This window comes from Romboutsia sp. 1001713B170207_170306_H8 (assembly GCF_015550495.1).
Taxonomy (GTDB): Bacteria; Bacillota; Clostridia; order Peptostreptococcales; family Peptostreptococcaceae; genus Romboutsia_E.
On the sequence record NZ_JADNAX010000005.1, the window covers coordinates 108,344 to 126,868 of the forward strand.

At 25.5% G+C, this 18,525-nt stretch carries 16 protein-coding genes, 1 tRNA gene and 1 pseudogene; 4 read left to right on the forward strand and 14 right to left on the reverse strand.

Annotated elements, in window-relative coordinates; all coding sequences use genetic code 11:
* Positions 1–6: 6 nt before the first annotated feature.
* A complete protein-coding gene (locus tag I2A66_RS11195; RefSeq protein WP_147515739.1) occupies positions 7–711 on the reverse strand; it encodes a tRNA threonylcarbamoyladenosine dehydratase in 705 nt (234 codons plus the stop codon).
* Between the two features lie 91 nt (positions 712–802).
* Here I2A66_RS11195 and I2A66_RS11200 point away from each other — a divergent pair, with 91 nt between their 5' ends.
* Positions 803–1,555, forward strand: a complete 753-nt coding sequence (locus I2A66_RS11200) for a hypothetical protein (protein WP_122641291.1) — start codon at positions 803–805, stop codon at positions 1,553–1,555.
* Positions 1,556–1,574: 19 nt separating this feature from the next.
* Here the strand turns inward: I2A66_RS11200 and I2A66_RS11205 are convergent.
* The 4 genes from I2A66_RS11205 to I2A66_RS11220 form a co-directional block, all read right to left on the reverse strand.
* A tRNA-Sec gene (locus I2A66_RS11205) sits at positions 1,575–1,671 on the reverse strand.
* A 78-nt stretch (positions 1,672–1,749) separates the two neighbouring features.
* Positions 1,750–2,607 (reverse strand): 3D domain-containing protein, encoded by an 858-nt coding sequence (locus tag I2A66_RS11210; RefSeq protein ID WP_122641290.1) that lies wholly within the window; start codon positions 2,605–2,607, stop codon positions 1,750–1,752.
* Between the two features lie 220 nt (positions 2,608–2,827).
* A complete protein-coding gene (locus I2A66_RS11215) occupies positions 2,828–3,502 on the reverse strand; it encodes a uracil-DNA glycosylase (RefSeq protein WP_195251674.1) in 675 nt (224 codons plus the stop codon).
* Between the two features lie 25 nt (positions 3,503–3,527).
* Positions 3,528–3,899 carry a NusG domain II-containing protein gene (locus tag I2A66_RS11220; protein WP_122641288.1) on the reverse strand — a complete coding sequence of 124 codons (372 nt, stop codon included), beginning with the start codon at positions 3,897–3,899 and terminating at the stop codon, positions 3,528–3,530.
* 63 nt (positions 3,900–3,962) lie between these two features.
* On the opposite strand from I2A66_RS11220, the gene I2A66_RS11225 reads away from it, so the two are divergent.
* A complete protein-coding gene (locus I2A66_RS11225; protein ID WP_147515738.1) occupies positions 3,963–5,006 on the forward strand; it encodes an FAD:protein FMN transferase in 1,044 nt (347 codons plus the stop codon).
* 40 nt (positions 5,007–5,046) lie between these two features.
* On the opposite strand, the gene I2A66_RS11230 is transcribed toward I2A66_RS11225, so the two are convergent.
* From I2A66_RS11230 to I2A66_RS11260, 8 genes and pseudogenes are all read right to left on the reverse strand, one after another.
* On the reverse strand, positions 5,047–5,625 hold the full coding sequence (locus I2A66_RS11230; protein ID WP_330615472.1) for a sensor histidine kinase: 579 nt from the start codon (positions 5,623–5,625) through the stop codon (positions 5,047–5,049).
* Positions 5,626–5,784 (reverse strand): annotated as a pseudogene (locus tag I2A66_RS17660) (hypothetical protein); the annotation flags it as partial.
* Positions 5,785–5,796: 12 nt separating this feature from the next.
* Positions 5,797–7,845, reverse strand: coding sequence for a PAS domain-containing protein (locus I2A66_RS11235; protein WP_195251679.1), 2,049 nt, complete (start codon positions 7,843–7,845; stop codon positions 5,797–5,799).
* Positions 7,846–7,866: 21 nt separating this feature from the next.
* A complete protein-coding gene (locus tag I2A66_RS11240; RefSeq protein WP_195251681.1) occupies positions 7,867–10,578 on the reverse strand; it encodes an ATP-binding protein in 2,712 nt (903 codons plus the stop codon).
* Between the two features lie 128 nt (positions 10,579–10,706).
* Positions 10,707–12,587, reverse strand: a complete 1,881-nt coding sequence (gene selB / locus I2A66_RS11245) for a selenocysteine-specific translation elongation factor (protein WP_147515734.1) — start codon at positions 12,585–12,587, stop codon at positions 10,707–10,709.
* 20 nt (positions 12,588–12,607) lie between these two features.
* On the reverse strand, positions 12,608–13,984 hold the full coding sequence (selA, locus tag I2A66_RS11250; RefSeq protein ID WP_243113398.1) for an L-seryl-tRNA(Sec) selenium transferase: 1,377 nt from the start codon (positions 13,982–13,984) through the stop codon (positions 12,608–12,610).
* A gap of 60 nt (positions 13,985–14,044) precedes the next feature.
* Positions 14,045–15,091 (reverse strand): selenide, water dikinase SelD, encoded by a 1,047-nt coding sequence (gene selD, locus I2A66_RS11255; protein WP_122640306.1) that lies wholly within the window; start codon positions 15,089–15,091, stop codon positions 14,045–14,047.
* A gap of 117 nt (positions 15,092–15,208) precedes the next feature.
* Positions 15,209–15,859 carry a helix-hairpin-helix domain-containing protein gene (locus tag I2A66_RS11260; RefSeq protein WP_330615471.1) on the reverse strand — a complete coding sequence of 217 codons (651 nt, stop codon included), beginning with the start codon at positions 15,857–15,859 and terminating at the stop codon, positions 15,209–15,211.
* 77 nt (positions 15,860–15,936) lie between these two features.
* Between I2A66_RS11260 and I2A66_RS11265 the strand changes: the two genes are divergently transcribed.
* Together I2A66_RS11265 and I2A66_RS11270 are read left to right on the forward strand one after the other, a co-directional pair.
* On the forward strand, positions 15,937–17,226 hold the full coding sequence (locus I2A66_RS11265; RefSeq protein WP_147515733.1) for a D-alanyl-D-alanine carboxypeptidase family protein: 1,290 nt from the start codon (positions 15,937–15,939) through the stop codon (positions 17,224–17,226).
* 127 nt (positions 17,227–17,353) lie between these two features.
* Positions 17,354–17,599, forward strand: a complete 246-nt coding sequence (locus tag I2A66_RS11270) for a hypothetical protein (RefSeq protein WP_122640304.1) — start codon at positions 17,354–17,356, stop codon at positions 17,597–17,599.
* 46 nt (positions 17,600–17,645) lie between these two features.
* Here I2A66_RS11270 and sdaAA read toward each other — a convergent pair whose 3' ends face one another.
* Positions 17,646–18,524, reverse strand: a complete 879-nt coding sequence (gene sdaAA, locus I2A66_RS11275) for an L-serine ammonia-lyase, iron-sulfur-dependent, subunit alpha (RefSeq protein ID WP_122640303.1) — start codon at positions 18,522–18,524, stop codon at positions 17,646–17,648.
* Between the last annotated feature and the right edge of the window lies 1 nt (position 18,525).

The window sequence follows — 18,525 nt, forward strand, 5'->3', positions numbered from 1 at the left end:
ATTTTATTACTTAATTAAATCATTAACCACTACAGATGCTATAATTAGTCCCCCTACTGAAGGAACAAAAGATATACTTCCTGGAGTTATTTTTTTCCCATTCATTATTTTAGTTTTTAATTCTATAGGCTGCTCTGTAGAATATACTACCTTAAGTTTCTTAATTTTTCTATCTCTTAATTCTTTTCTAATAACTTTTGCTAATGGACATGTATGCGTTTTATGTATATCTGTAACTTCTATTTTAGTTGGATCTAATTTATTACCCATTCCCATAGAACTAATTATATTAAGTCCTTTTTCTTTACATGTTTCTATTAGCTTTATTTTAGATGTAACCATATCTATTGCATCTACTACATAGTCATACTCTTCACAAAGAATTTCGTCACTTGTTTCAGCATTATATAAATTTTTTACAGCCTTTAAATTTATATCTGGATTTATGTCTAAAATTCTATCTCTCATAACTTCTACCTTACTCTTTCCTACTGTAGAGTGAAGTGCTGGTAATTGTCTATTTATATTAGTTATATCAACTTCATCGAAATCTACAATTGTTAAATTACCAACTCCAGCTCTAGCTATAGCTTCAGCAGCAAAACTACCTACTCCTCCAACTCCAAACACTATAACGTTTGATTTTTTTAATTTTTCTATACCTTCTTCACCTATAATAAGTGAAGTTCTTGTTGTAAAGTTTTTTTCCATAATTAATATTACTCCTCTAACTATTTATTTTATTTTTAATGTAGAATATATTTTTCAATTAAATCCAAAACTATATAAAAGGAGGGTTAAATTGAAAAATTTTATAATTGTACTATTATTGTCACTTTTTATTGCTTTAAGTGTAAAAATACCCACTATATATGCTTTTAATAATATAAGTACTTTAAATTCTAACAATATTTTTAAATACAATAATGATAATTATACTTTAATAGTTAAAATTTTAAAAGATACTAATAAAGATAATCTTATACCTTATGCGGATTTAATAAATATTGAAGTCATTGATAATATACCTAATAGTACTACTAATAATATGGCATATATATTATCTTTACCTCAACAAAGTTCTTTTATTGTTCTGTATACCCCTACAAGCAATAACAATTATGTAATTGACGGTATTATAGATAACGTATCTACCGTAATAAATTTATATTATTATAAAGATTTTATTGCAGTAGAGCAGACTGACTCGTCTTCATCAACGAACTTTACTAAAAGAGAGTTTTTAGAGATATTTTTTAAGAAAAATAAAAGTTATATATCTGTATTTAAAAAGAATATTTATATGGAAAAAATAATAAAAAATTCTAATTGTGATAATAATGATATATTAAAAGAAGTAGAAACATCATCTATTGATTATCTAGAAGGTGACTTTCCTAGAATACTTTGTGTAAATACATTAACTTTATATAATGGTATATTTCTAAATTTAACGAATTCTTATGAATTTATAGAGAATAAGAAAGATACAAAAAAAGAAATTTTTGAATGGTGCCCTGAAATAGAATGTTTTTCAATAAAAAAAGAACTCTAAATTAGAGTTCTTTTTTTATTGGCGGGAATGCGTGGGAATCGAACCCACCTAAGAAGCTATTAACTCCTCATACTAGTTTTGAAGACTAGAGGGAACACCAGAACCCATCCACCCCCAAATTATATTGATAAATTTATAATATCATACTACTAAATATTTATCAATATATCAACTTTTCTTGTTTTATTATCTCTTTAATTTACAATATATATATCGATAGTTTTTCTTCCCCAATTATATACAGAATCCTCATTATTCATATATATATCTATCTTATTTCCTTTTATAGCTCCTCCACAGTCTTCAGCTATAAATGTCTTATTAAATTGAGGTATATAAACTTTAGTTCCATAAGGTATTATACTTGGATCTACAGCTATAGTCCCCCATTTAGGCGTTGTACCCGTAGCAGTAATTCCATGACCTGTATATGCTGTAGCTACAACTGACATATACTTTCCATTAGAGCTTTGATTGCTCGATGTTGAACTTACAGTATTTGTATGTTTTGTATTTTGTCTTGTACTCTCTCCTCTTGATGAAGCTACTTGAATTTCTTCTACCTTAGTACCCTTCTTTATTACTTTATTTGTAGGCTCAGAAGAAACAACTTCTTCTAAAAATGTTTTTTCAACTTGTTTACCATTATGATAAACTATTTTATAAACTAATTCATTTTCTCCAGTTTTACCTTCTTCCTCAACCTTAGTTTCCCCCTTTAATAAATTATTATCCTCTATAACAGTAATTTCATATGGTACAGATTTACTTTCTTTTACTACTTCTTCTATAACATCAATCACTTCTACTTTCATGCCATCATTTAACTTTGTATCAAGCTTTTGACTTATTATATCATTCTTATCATATTTTATATTTTCCGCATCTAAAAGTTCTTCTACATTTGATTTGAATGTAGATATTTTTCTTTCTTCTCCATTCACAACTAAAGTTATTTCTTTGTTTAATACTGAATATCCTCCTAATATCGTTACCGATATAATACCGGTCAGAAATGCAGTTTTTATTATTTTATTATTTTTTAAATTCATAATTTTTCCTCCTAGATTATCTTTATTAAAAATTATTTATTATATTTTGACTGAATTTTTATTATTTTCGTATCTTATTCATGTCATCGATAAATAAATTGTAACTATTTTGATACTTTTTGTCAACTTGACAAAAAAAGCGAAATATGCTTTTGTAGTTTTTTCAACTATTAAAGCATATTTCGCTTAAGTTACTTTTTTGTTACTTTTTCTATTAAATTTATATATTTGGTATTTGCCAATCTATAGGTTTTTTTCCTATATTAATTAATAACTCATTTATTTTTGAAAAATGTTTACATCCAAAAAAGCCTCTACTTGCTGATAGCGGACTAGGATGAGGAGCTTCTAATATATAATGTCTTTTTTCATCAATAAAATTTTTTTTCTTTCTAGCATTTGCACCCCATAGTACAAATATAACTGGATCTTCTCTTTTATTCAAAATTTTAATTATTTCATCTGTAAAAATTTCCCACCCCTTATTTTTATGAGAATTAGCTTCATGAGCTCTAACAGTCAATGCTGTATTTAATAACAATACACCTTGATCTGCCCAAGGCATCAAGTATCCATTATTAGGTATATAACAACCTAAATCATCTCTTAATTCCTTGTACATATTTAATAATGATGGAGGTATTTTTACTGATGGTTGTACAGAAAAAGCTAACCCATGGGCTTGACCTTCTCCATGATAAGGATCTTGGCCTAATATTAAAACTTTAGTATCTTTATATGAAGTATGCTTTAAAGCTTCAAATATATTCTCTATATTAGGAAAAATTAAATTATTTTTATACTCATCTGTAAGAAACTTCCTTAATTTAAGATAATAATCCTTGTTAAACTCATCTTTTAATAGTTTTTCCCAATCATTATTTAAGTTTACCATAATTGCACCTACTTATCTAAATTTATTATTTAGAGATAATATCTTCTTTATTATTTTTATCTCTACTAGTTTTTATTTTAATCACAACTTTATTTGGCATACATACAATTCTTTCACTTGGCTTATTTATAAATCCACTATGTACACATACTTTATCTTTACATGATGCTTCTACTATCTCTACTCCTCCATCATGCACTTTTATGTGATTATAATTATCTCCCACCCTTACATCCAAATCTTCCTCACTATTAATAGATATAGTTTTATATATTTCATTATTAACATATATTTCTATGGCATCTAATTTCGCTTTGTTTATAATATTATTTACTATAAATAAAGCAATAATCATAAATACAGCACTAATAACTAAAAAAATATCTTTCCTTTTCATTTTTCCCCTCCTGGAAGATTATGTTATAATTAAATATAACATACTTTTTCGGGGGAATCATATATGAATAGAAAAAATTTTACCTTAATATCTATTACATTTTTTTTTATAATCTCAATTTATTTTCTTAATACTTATACATCTGAAAATCAATACACTAGAACATACTATTATTTAGGAACAGTAAATGAAATAACCATATTTGGCTTAGGAAAATATAAAAGCGAAAAACTGCTTGATAGTTGTGATGCTATTTTAAAAGATATAGAAAATAAAATGAGTGATACAATACCTGGAAGTGATGTTTCTAAAATTAATAAAAATGCAGGTAATAACTATGTAAAGGTTTCTGATGACACATTTTTTGTAATAGAAGAAGCTATTAATTATTCTAAAATTTCAGATGGAGTATTTGATGCTACTATAGGTCCTTTATCTGATTTATGGGGAATTGGAACTGATAATGCAAGAGTTCCATCACTAAATGAGATAAATGAAACTTTAAATCTTATTAATTATAAAAATATAATTTTAGATAAATCCACTAACTCTGTAAAGCTTAATAAAAACAATATGAAAATCGATTTAGGTGCTATTGCAAAAGGATATGCTGCTGATATTATTGTTAACTTTTTAAAAGAAAATAATATTAAAAGCGCTATTATAAATCTAGGAGGTAATATATATACTCTAGGATATAAAGATAATAAAGATTCTTTCACAATTGGAATACAAGATCCAACTACATCTAGAGGCAACTCTATTGGAACTATTAAAGTTTCAAATAAATCCATAGTTACATCTGGTATTTACGAAAGATATATTGAAGATGATGGGAAAATATATCATCATATTTTGGATCCATCCTCTGGATACCCTTTTGATAATGAGATTAGTAGTGTAACTATAATCTCTGATAAATCTATTATTTGCGATGCTTTGTCTACCTCTACATTTGGATTAGGACTTTCAAAAGGATTAAATTTTATTGAAAGCATAGATAACGTTGATGCCATTTTTATAACTAAAAACAAGGAAATATATTTAACTTCAAATATAGCTAATAATTTTAATCTTACTGATACAAGCTTTAAAATTATAAAATAAAAAAAGATAAAGATTAAATAAATCTTTATCTTTTTTTATTTTATTTATAAACATCAGTCATTCCTATTGTTAATCTTTCAACATTAGATATATCATTAAATTCTCCTTTAACGTAATCTTTATCTAACTCTAAAGCATTTATATTCAATGTTATAGTGAATTTGGTTCCAATATTAATTTCACTTTCAACTTCTATATCTCCACCAAGTAAGTTAACCATCGATTTAACCATCGATAGTCCAATTCCACTTCCATATACATTACCGATGTATCCTTTATTAATCTCATTAAATCTCTCAAATATATAGCTTAATTTATCTTTAGGTATTCCTATCCCAGTATCTTCTATTATTATTCTTACTATTGAATCTTCATGAGTAATATTAACATATATATCTCCACCAGGATTGGTAAATTTAATAGCATTAGATAATATATTAAGAACTATTCTTTCAATAGCATTTACATCTACTGGCATAACTAAATCTTCTACGTCTGTATCAAAAACTATATTCAATCCATTATTACTTGCGTAATTTACAACTGACATAGTTATATCTTCTACTAATGTAACAATGTTTTTATTCTCAACTCTTAACTTATAAAATCCTGACTCCATTTTAGTAAAATCAATTAAGTCATTTATTATCTTTATTAATCTATAACTATTTTGTATAGTTAAGTCAATATGTTTCCTTACATTGCCATTAAAGTCATATATTTTATTTTTGTTATATAAGTTTTCCATAAGCTGAGCACTTGTAAATATAAGATTTAAAGGTGTTTTTAATTAATGAGACATATTTATAAAAAATTTCATTTTTATACTATCTCTTTGTTCACTTTCAATTATTCTCTTCCTCAAAGATTCTAATTTTCTTATATCATTCATATCCTTAATTATAGTAAGTTTGAATGTTTTCTTATCAATATTAAAAGGTATACTAGCAACTTGTGTATCTATTATATTATTATTCTTATCTAAATATTTAATATTAACATAATCACTACCTTTACCTTTTCTAACTTGGTCAATATTTTCTTTAACTACTTTATCATAATCAGTATGAACACTCATAAGAGTCTCTCTACAAATACCTAAGTCCTCATCAATTAAATCATCTTTATCTATACTAAACATTTCTTTAAACTTTTTATTTATATATACATATTTGTTAGTTTCTATATCTTCTAAATATATTGCTTCTGGTATTCCATCTAATAACGCTTGATATATATTTTTACTTTGATTTATTATTTCTCTTGATTTTACATAATATGTAATATCACTATAACTAACAACTCTATATTTTTTATTACGTTCATAATATATAGTTGTACTACATTCTAGCCATATTATATTACCATCTAAATCAATACTTCTATATCTAAATACTCCATTATTATATAATTCATCATTATTACTAGCGTTATAATTTATATTTATAACCTTATTAAAATACTCAATATCTTCATCATATACTTTATATTTAAGTATAATATCTTCATATGACTTACTATAATTAACATATTTATTATTTTCATCTAATATGACAATTGGACTTTTTATGTTTCTTATTAATTCCTCATACTCTAATTTTAGTTCAATCAAGTTATTTAACATATTTTTTTCACTTGATATATTTACTAATATACAAACTATTTCATTTGATTCTTTATACTTAGAATATATACATCTATAATAATCTTTTGTCGTTGATTGAATTTCAATTTCTACAGATTCGTTATAATTATCTTCACTAATATCATACATAGCTTTTATGAATTTATCATAATCTTTTATAAAACATTTCAAAGCCTTATTTATATCTTTATATTTTTCATATGAGCACATATTTTTTAGTGATTCATTAAAATACATTATTTCTTTATTCTCATTAAATACTACCCATCCATTTGGAGTTGAAGAAAATAATTTATAAAATAAATCATTCTTATAATTTATTTCTGTTTTTATTTCATTTTGATCATTTAATATATCATTTAATTTTTTAGCAATAAGCTGTTGATTTCGATTCTTTTCTTGAAGATCTTCATTAATCTCAATTTTCATTATATATGGATTAATTAGATTTGAATCTACTGTTATTTTATAAACTAAATATGTTTCTAAAATATTAATACCTTCTATTAAGACATATATATTATTAGTATTTATACTAGTTTTTGATAAAATAAATACACCTACAAAATAAACTATTTTTAGACATATAATATTTCCTATGAGCTTTAATTTTCTAGTGTCTGAGAAATCATTGTTATTTTTTATATGTAAAAAAACCTTTTTAATACTTATAAATAGTAAAATCAAATTAATTAATATAGTTGTACTAAATATATCTAATTTAATATCATAAAACTCAACTAAACTATCACTGTAATTAATCATAAAATACATAATTACTGATAAAAATAAATATAATAAAAAAGTTTCTACTGATTTTTTTTTACTCATTGTCGGTTTCTTATAAATGTTACTAATAACAATAAAAATAGTAACCGACTCTAAAACATTACTTATTATAACTGATTCTGATAAATATCTTGAATTTCCAAATGCTAACAAACTGAATATATATATAGCATTAGAAATAATATAGGTTATACCTATAAAGTTAGTATATGTTAATTTAAAAGAATCAAATCCTATAATAAATGTTACTATAAGTATCGTTAATGTTAACCTTGATATAATAACAGATATTCCATATAATTGTTTATTCGTATAACTTATATAGATAAGTAAAGCAAGAACTATTATACTAAACATCTCTAAAAACACAGATGTTTGCTTCTCCCGATTATATATTCTCTCCATCTATACTCTCCATGTCCTTTATTAATAATATATATCTGAAAACTCTATATTTATTTTTTCATCTATATTATATATAGCTTTATTTTCCTTAATTTCTTTATCATTAAACTCATATTTATTTAATACAATAGTAAACTCAGTAAACTCATTTTCTTCACTATCTACAGTTATAGACCCATTATGTAACTCTATTATTTTTTTTACAATAGATAATCCTATTCCACTGCCTTCAGTGTTTCTAGAAAGAGTTTCATCAACTTGAGAAAATTCATCAAATATTATTTTTAATTTATCTTTAGGTATTCCTACACCACTATTTCTTATACTTATGGCAATAGAACTATCAAACTCATAAATATTCATACTTATTGTTTCATTTTCAGGAGTAAACTTAATACAGTTAGATAATAAATTAAGCATAACTCTTTCTATTTCACTTTCATCTATAATCATATTTATTTCCTCTGATTCTGTGTCAAAAACTAAATTTATATTTTTTATTTGTGCGAATCGTTCTATTTTCATGAATAAATCTTCTACTAAGTTAATTATATTAGTTTTAGATAAATTTAACTTATAAAATCCTGACTCGAGCTTAGTCAAATCAATTATGTTATTTATTAACCTTTGTAATCTATATGAATTTTTTTTAACTAATTCTATATGATTATTTATATTTTCATTATAGTCATTCACTTTTCCACTTTTATAAACAGATTCTAGTAATTGATTTGAACTAAAGATAACATTTAATGGTGTTTTTAATTCATGAGACATATTAGTAAAAAATTCAGTCTTTACCTTATCAATCTCAATCTTTTCATATAATTCTTTTTCAACTAACTCGCCTATTCTTTTATCTGTTAAATCCTTTATTATTAACATAACATATCTACTATTACCATCTATTGAGAATGGTAATGCATTTATTTCAACCTCTATATTTCCTAAAGTTTTCGATAAAATTTGTTTATTTAAAAATAACATTGACTTATTATTTTGTATTACAGATTTCAATTTTTTAAAAAATATATTTTCTTCATCTGATGTAAGCTTTATTATTTCTTTTATACCATAGTTATCAAATCCACTTTTCTTATTCATATCTATCATTTTTAACATAGGTTTATTTAAGTAAATAGTCTGGAGATTCTCATCTAATAAGCAAATACCATCTGGGAGTGTATCTATTAAAAGCGAGTATGATTCTTTTCTTCTTTTTAATCTTTCTTCTGCCATTTTTCTCTTAGTAATATCTCTAATAACTATGCTAGTTTTATCTTTATTGTATGTGGAGTAAAGCATTTCAATATAAACTTCTTTTCCATCTATAATATATTTTTCTTCTCTTATATTCTTTTCTCTATTTATAGAAAAATCGATTATATATAATTTATCTTTTAAAATATTATTACATGCTCTATTTGAATAAAGTATATTATTTCCTTTTAGAATAATAATTCCTTCACTAATACTTTCTAAGAAATTCTCATATCCTAAGTTTGTATATATTATTTCTTTCTCAAATTCAATTTCTTTTGTACTATTAATAAATATACATAAACAACCTTCACTTTTTTCATTAATCAAAAAAGGAGTAAATATAACTTTATAATATTCATTATCATTACTTTTCATTATACATCTAGTTTCTTTCTTGTTTGATAAAACATAATCTATGCATTTTATAAAATAATTATATTCATCAAATTTATTTTTTATATTGACCTCTAAGCTACAATTCTTCGTAAATTTAAACTCAGAAAATACATATTCATTAGCATACATTACTTCTTTAGAATTTGTAAAAATAATAGTTGGATTCATCGCCTTATTTAATGTATCTCTTAATTTTTTATCTTTTAACTTTAAGTTATTTTTCAACTTTTGTGTTTTCTTCATTTCTGATATTAATCTTTTGTTTTTATAGTTTAATAATTCAGTTTTATTATTTAACTCTTTATTAATATTATTTAGCTCTATATATGGTGTTTTTATATTTACATGAAAAATATACCTATATAAATAGTAAATAGATATATTTGAGATAAATCTAATTATATAGTAACTATTAACTTTACCTATAAATATAAATAATGTAACCATAATAAGTCTAGATACCATAAATAATGATATAATTCTTTTTAAAAACTTTTTCTCTATTTTATCTTGTTTATCGTAATTTAACTTAGTATTTATATTCGAGTAAATTATTAAAATTAATATATTTATACTATACTCAATAATCATTATTAGACTTATATCTTCAATTCCTTGATTAAATATAATATTTATTATAGTTGACAGAATTAATGAACATATCAACATTTTCGCAGATATTTTTAGTATATTTTTTATTTTGAAATTATTGAAACTATACAAGACAGTAAAATATACTAGTAAGATTTGTAATACTTCTATAATCATACAAAAAATAATATCATAATTTGAAAAACTTAGTATATTATCATTTAAATTAGTTAGTATAAATACTATTTCTAAAATCCCTGAAATAGTAAATATTGATCCTAAAAATATAGTAACTCCATTTGGATTAAACTTTATAGTTTTACTTATAACTATTCCTATTGCTATTAAAAATGCCGCATACAAACAATTTATAAACCTCATATATTGTACCGTATCTTTTACAATAAAAAATAAAGACATAATTATCAATAAAATAGATATGTTAATTTTATCAATATTTTTATTACCAATACTTATTTGCATTCTTTTTATGACTCCCCTCAAAATAAATCTAAGTTAATTATACTATAATTCGTCTAATAAATAGTGTTTTTTACAATAAAAAATGTCAAATTTTACATTTATAATGTACAATTTGACATTTTAATAAATTAAAATAATACCCTTTTATCTTTAACCCTTCTAGTTAATCTATTTCTATCAAAGTGTTCTAGTATTATTAAACAATTTTTTCTACTAGAGTCTATCAAACTTCTATATTCCCCTAGAGTTATACTTTTATTTTTTTTTAAAAAATTAATTAATAAGTTTTTAGCTATATTATAATTATCCATACTTATAATATAATTATCATCTAAAACTATAGCATCTTTACCTATCATATACTCTAACACTTCTTTATAATATATATCCTTAGAAAATTCTTCTATGGTTAATAACGATTTTAAGCCTGCATTATTTAACTTATCTTTTATATAAGCTTTAATTTCTTTTTGTTTATCATTTAATGTAATCTTAAACTCATATAGTGATATTAAATTTTTTACATTCTTAATCTGTTTATCATCACATAAATTATTTATAATACTATCTATATCTTTACTTTTTAAATTAGGATCAATTTTACTCCTAATTTCTTCTTTTGATATACCGTTCCTTAATCTAAAGTTTTTATGATAATCTGTTAGTATATTTAGTATATTTTTTTCTATATTTTTATATTGATTAATGTGTAGGTAATAATTATTAATTAAAACTACTTTTTTTTCAAATACAAGTTTATCTATGTTATTATTTATACTTTCTTTATTAAAACCAGTATATGACATTAAATCTGTAATAGATGTATACTTATCCTTATTGTTTTTCAAATATTCTTCTATAATGTCTTTGCTATTACCATTTTCTTTTATTCTCAATTCTCGAATAACATTTTCATCAAACCTTTTATGCTTCCTAACACAAGTATCTATTACTATACCTCCACCTATAGTTTCCATAGGTGAGTATGTTCTAATAATAAATCTATCTCCTTTTTTTACTACTATATTTTCCTCTAACCTTAGTTGAACATATGCATCTTCATTATGCTTTATATTCTCTTTATCTAAGGGAACTATTCTACATAAAGTTTCTTTTGCACCATGATAAATTTTAACTCTATCCCAATATTTTAACTCTTTATTTGTATGATCCACTAGCGAAATTCTAACATCTATCATATTAGATTCTTTTAAAGCATTCGGTAATGCAAGTGTATCTCCGCGCTCTATATCTTCTATTTTTAAATTAGAAATATTTATAGCCGTTCTTTGACCTGCATACGCCGTTTCTACATTTTTTCCATGAACTTGAATTCCTCTTATTTTTGCTTTTAAGTTTTTAGGGTATATTTCTAACTCATCATTAATATTAATTTTTCCTTCAATCAAGGTTCCTGTTACTATTGTTCCAAAACCTTTTAAGGAAAAAACTCTATCTATGTTTAGTCTAGGTGGAAAGTCTTCATTTTTATTTTCAGTTTTATCACTTAGTAATTCTATTTTTTGTTTTAGTTTATCAATTCCATATTTAGATATAGAATCTACTTCTACTATATCAGTATTTTCAAGAAAACTACCTTTTAATTTTTCTTTTATATCCGACTTTACTAATTCTTTAAATTCATTATCTACATTTTCACATTTAGTTAACACTACTATTCCTTTTTTTACATTTAGGAAGTTTAATATATCTAGATGCTCTACTGTTTGTGGCATGACACCTTCTTCACAAGAAATAACTAATAAAACAATATCAATTCCAGCTACTCCAGCTAACATATTTTTAATAAATTTTTCATGACCTGGTACATCGACTATACCAACTCTTTTATTACCCGGTAAATCAAAATATGTAAAACCTAAATTTATTGAGATCCCTCTTCGCTTCTCTTCATCTAATGTGTCTGTATCTCTTCCTGTAAGAGCTTTTATAAGGGTAGTCTTTCCATGATCTATATGTCCTGCAGTTCCTATTATAATATTTTTCATATAAACCCCCTATCAAAATTTTATCTAAAAACCATACTTAGTTCTTTTGCTATATCTTCAAATTCATCATCAAATATAGTTCTAATATCTAACAAATATTTATTTTCATAAATCCTACCTATTATATGAGAATCACTTAGTCTTAATTTTCTTTCAAGTGACGATACACTCATATTTTTTGGTATTATACTTATTAAATATGTATCTAAATTTTCAGTAGGCATAGATCCACCTCCAACTTGAGAAAAACCATTTTCTATATTTATATCAATATCTAAGTTTAAATCAAGTAAAATTTCATATAATTTTTTTGATTTTTCACTTAGTTCATCTAACGTATATGTTAACATCCTTAATGTTGGTATTTCTTTAATAGCTTTATCTTCATCTAGATACAATCTTAAAGTAGCCTCTAGTGCTCCTATTGTCATTTTATCTACTCTTAAGGCTCTAGTTAATTGATTTTTTTTCATCTTTTCTATATATACTTTTTTTCCAACTATAATTCCAGCTTGTGGCCCACCTAACATTTTATCTCCGCTAAACGTAACAATATCCGCACCTTGATTTATAGAATCCAAAATGGTCGGCTCATATGATAATCCATACTTGGATAAATCTATAAAAACACCACTACCTAGGTCCTCAATAAGTGGTATATTATACTTTTTACTTATCTTAGATAATTCTTTTATTTCAACAGATTCTGTAAATCCTAGTATCTTATAATTACTAGTATGAACCTTCATTAATACTTTTGTATTTTCGTTTATAGCATCTTCATAATCATCAATATGTGTTTTATTCGTAGATCCAACTTCTACTAATTCCGCTCCACTTAAAGACATTATACTTGGTATTCTAAATGCACCGCCAACCTCTACTAGTTCACCTCTAGATACTATAGCTTCACCATCTTTAGCTAAAGTATTTAAAACAAGAAGTACAGCTGCTGCATTATTATTAACAACTAAAACATCTTCAGATTTAGTAAGCTTTTTTATCATTTGAACTAAATGTGTATATCTAGACCCTCTTTTTCCACTATCAATGTTATACTCTAGATTTGAATACCTAGATGCAATTTGCCAAACATCTTCTTTTATACTTTCACTAAGCAAAGATCTACCTAAGTTAGTATGTAATATTACTCCCGTCCCATTTATAACTTTTTCTAAAGATAGAGAGTAATTTAGTACAACTCTTTCAGTAGATTCTTTAATTATACTTTTTAAATTTATATCAATGATTTCATTTTTTTCATCTAAGGATATTATTAATTGTCTTTTTTCATCTATAATTTCTCTTATAGAATCTAAAACTAAAGCTCTAGGATAATTCTCTATTATATTTTTTATTTTTTCATTTCCCAATACTTCATCAACTGAGGGCAACATAGCAAACAGCTTCTTTTTATCCAAAACACTCACTCTTTCTTATATTATAAATTAGTTATTTTATCTAACAGTAATATATTTTTCCTCTTTTGATGTTACATATCCTATTATCTTTGCTTCTATTGAACCATTATTTTTCATATCAATTATAAGTTGTTCTGCATATTCTCTTTGAACTGATACCAATAATCCTCCTGAAGTTTGAGGATCATATAAAATATCTCTTATAGCTTCATCTACATCTATAATATCTACATCACATTCTATATATTGCTTATTTCTATACATTCCAGCAGGTATAATTCCCATAGTAGCCATATCTATTGATTCATCTAATATAGGAACTTCTTTTGAATCTATATGTATACTTACATTAGATGCTTTTGCCATTTCAAGCGCATGGCCTAGTAATCCGAATCCTGTTATATCTGTAACTGAGTTTACATTTATGTTCTCAAAGCTCTTAGCTGCATATTTATTAAGATGCGTCATTACTTCGATAACTTTTTTCTCTGTCTCTTCACTTATTAAATTAGCTTTCATGGCTGTATTTAATATTCCTACACCTAATGGTTTTGTAAGTATAAGTACATCTCCTGGTTTTGATGTAGCATTTGATAGTACTTTATTTGGATGTACTATTCCTGAAACTGACAATCCATACTTGGGCTCTTTGTCATCAACAGTATGGCCTCCTACTAAAAGCGCTCCACTTTCTTTTACTTTATCAAATCCACCCTTCATGATTTCAGTTAATACATCCATATCATGGCATGATGGGAAGCAAACAATATTCATTGCAACAGTAGGAGTCCCTCCCATAGCATAAACATCCGATAATGAGTTAGCTGCTGCTATTTGACCAAAAATGTAAGGATCATCTATCATTGGTGTAAAAAAGTCTAATGTTTGTATTAATGCCATTTCTTCATTTAATTTATATACTGCAGCATCATCTGCTGTGTCTAAACCTACCAATAAATTATTGATTCTATCATTATCATTCTTAGGAAGTTGACTTAAAACTGAAGCCAGAACCTCTGGCCCTATTTTGGCTGCTCAGCCTCCTGATGTTGTCATTTCTGTGAGTCTTTTATATTTTTCCATAAAAAGACCTCCTTTCCTTCTTGTCTTTACATATAATAACATATTTTAAACAACAGGCGAAGTAGTTGAAAATATTCAAATTTTAAATTTATATTTTGTCTACATATTACTATTGTATCAATTTATACTTATTAAATCCCTTAAACCTTCATATTTTTTATCTCCAATTCCATTTACATTTTTTATTTCTTCTATGTTTTTAAAGACTCCATTTTCCTCTCTATATTTAAAAATTTTATTTGCCGTAGCTTCTCCTACCCCTGGCAACGATTGTAATTCATCTATATTTGCTATGTTAATATTAACTTTGTCATTTTCATTCTTAGCCTTTTCCGTGCTATTTAAGTCTATACTTTGAGTTTCAACTTCTTCTCCTAGTTTAGGAATTATATAGTGACCTTCATCTTCAATCTTTAAAGCCATATTTACTTTATTTAGGTCTGCCTCTTCTGTAACTCCACCTAAAATTTCTATTGCATCAACTAATCTTCTATCATTTTCTAAAGTTACTATACCAGGATTTTTGACTTGTCCACTTATATATATTGTTACTAACTGCTCTACATCACTATTATAATTTATATTATTTTGTGAAGTCATTTCTTCAGTAGTTTTATTGTCTAATAATATACTTTCTTTTGTTCTTTCTTCACTTTGACTGATTACATACACATCTTCTGTTAAATTTAATTTGTTTTTTATAATAAATCCTAAAATACATGTAAATATAATCACTAAAAACACTATACTTTTTTTATTTTTTTTCACTTAATTCACCCCTTCGTTTAAATTATTAACTAAAATGTGATATACTAAAATATAAGTTTAAAATTTGGAGGTTAAAGATGAAAAAATTTCTATCTTTATTAGTAACATTCATTATAGCTTGCTCTACATTTTTAAACTCAGCAAACACATCATTTGCCGATAATGAGGAACTTTCTATACCTGCTGAAGCAGGTGTTCTTATGGACTATGAAACTGGACGTGTTTTATATAGTAAAAACGCTGATAATAAAATATATCCAGCATCAACAACAAAAGCTTGGACGGCTTACTTAGTATTAAAATATAAGCCTAATCTTAGTGAAAAGGTAACAATAGAAAAGGATCCTAATGTTGATGGTTCTAGTATGTACTTAAAGATTGGAGAAACTTTCACTGTAAGAGAATTGCTAGAAGGTTTATTAATCCATTCTTCTAATGATGTAGCTGTAGTTTTAGCCGAGTATGTAAGCGGTTCTATTGAAGAATTCGCCAAACTAATGAATGAAGAAGCAAATTCTATCGGAGCTAAAAATACCCATTTCAATAATCCCCATGGATTACCAGATGAAAATCACTATACTACAGCTTACGATATGGCTCTAATGGCCAGAGAAGCTATGAGTAATAGTATTTTTAGAGAAATTGTAAAAATGAAATCAGTATCTTTCCCTGCTACTGAAGCTTACCCATTTGAAAGATATTTTGTTAATACAAATAAATTTCTAACTTCAGATGAGAAAATAACTTATAATGGTAAGGAAATTCCTATAAAATACGATATTGTAGATGGTATAAAAACTGGATATACTGATGATGCAGGTCGATGCCTTTTATCTAGTGGTGTAAAAAATGGCATGCGTTTAATATCAGCTGTATTTAAATCTACTGGTGATGATATGTATGTTGCATCTAGAACTCTACTTGACTATGGATTCGACAATTATACTAATAGGACGATAATTACTAAAGATAAATATACTGGTAGTGAAAGAATTTTATTCTCTAAGCAAAAAGAACTTATATACGAGCCTGAATATAATTATAAAGTTCTATTGAAAAAAGGAACTAGTACTAGTTCTTATACAACAAAGGTTAAACTAAATAAAATTAGTCTTCCTATAAAAAAAGGCGATAAAGTAGGAACATTAGAAGTATACAATTCTAAAAAACTTGAAACTACTATTAATTTAGTTGCTACAAGTAATGTTAATAGTGTATTTGGTTCACTTGTTGAAAACAAAGTGATATTTACTAGTATTTTAGTTGTAATATCTATAATTATAATTATTTTTATAGGGTTAATTATTAAAAGAAAGAAAAGAAAAAAATATTATAAAAAAAGAATATTTAAAAATAGACGAAGATAAAAGGGTTGGATATTCCAATCCTTTTTAAGTTTAAAATATTTTGTTATACTTGTACCATATGTTACTGAATAATAAAATAATTTAATGTATAATGTTAATTACAAATATTTTTTGGAGGAATTTATATATGAGCTGTGGATGCGGAAATATCAATAAAAACGATGGAAAGAATGTAGTTGACTTAGTAAGAAGTAAGGGAAAAGACAACTTCCCATTAAGAATTACTCATAACCTAGAATGTGTAAATTGTAATGAAATCTTTACTATGAAAACACACGTAGATAAATGCCCTACTTGCAATATGGTTTATGGAGTTACTCCTTGTAGTTCTCATGATAAAAATAATATAAAGTCTGCAGATATTAATTATTAAAAAAATACCTATGAAAATTCATAGGTATTTTTTATATATTTTAATATTATCCAAATATTTTGTTACTTAAAGAACATCCTGTACAAGTAGCTGCAACTCCACCTAAAGCAGTTTCTCTTAATTCAGGTGGTAATCCTTTACCAACTTTGTACATAGCTTCTACTGTTTCATCAAATGGTATTATGTTTAGTATTCCTGCTAAGCATAATTCAGCAGATATTAAAGCATTTGCAACTCCTATAGCGTTTCTTCCTTGACATGGAGCTTCAACAAGTCCTGCAATTGGGTCACATACAAGTCCCATTACATTTTGTAAGCAATGAGATGCAGCATGTAAAGCTTGTTTAGGGCTTCCACCCATCATTTCAACTACACCAGCAGCAGCCATTGCCGCAGCAGCACCAGTTTCAGCTTGACATCCACCTTCAGCACCTGCAACTGTTGCATTTCTAGTTATTATAGCTCCTATTGCAGAAGCTGTAAATAATGCATCTAGCATTTGATCATCAGTCATATCATACTCTTTACCTATAGTAACTACAGCACCAGGAAGTATACCACAAGATCCTGCTGTTGGTGCAGCAACTATAAGCCCCATAGAAGCATTAACTTCCATAGTTCCCATTGCAGCAACTAATGCTTTATTCATTAATGGTCCACAAACCGATTTAGAATTATTTCTAAATATAGTTAATTTTTTAGCTTCTCCACCTATAAGACCACCAACTGATTTTATATCTTCTTCAACAGCCTTTTCAGTAGCTGCCTTCATTATATTTAAACTATGTTGCATTTTTGCTCTTATATCTTCTTTAGATAATCCTGAAAGTTCAACTTCTCTTTCTAAGCATAGTTCATGTATATTCATATTGTACTTTTCGCACATTTCTAATAATTCTTGTCCACTTGTGAAATTATATTTCATT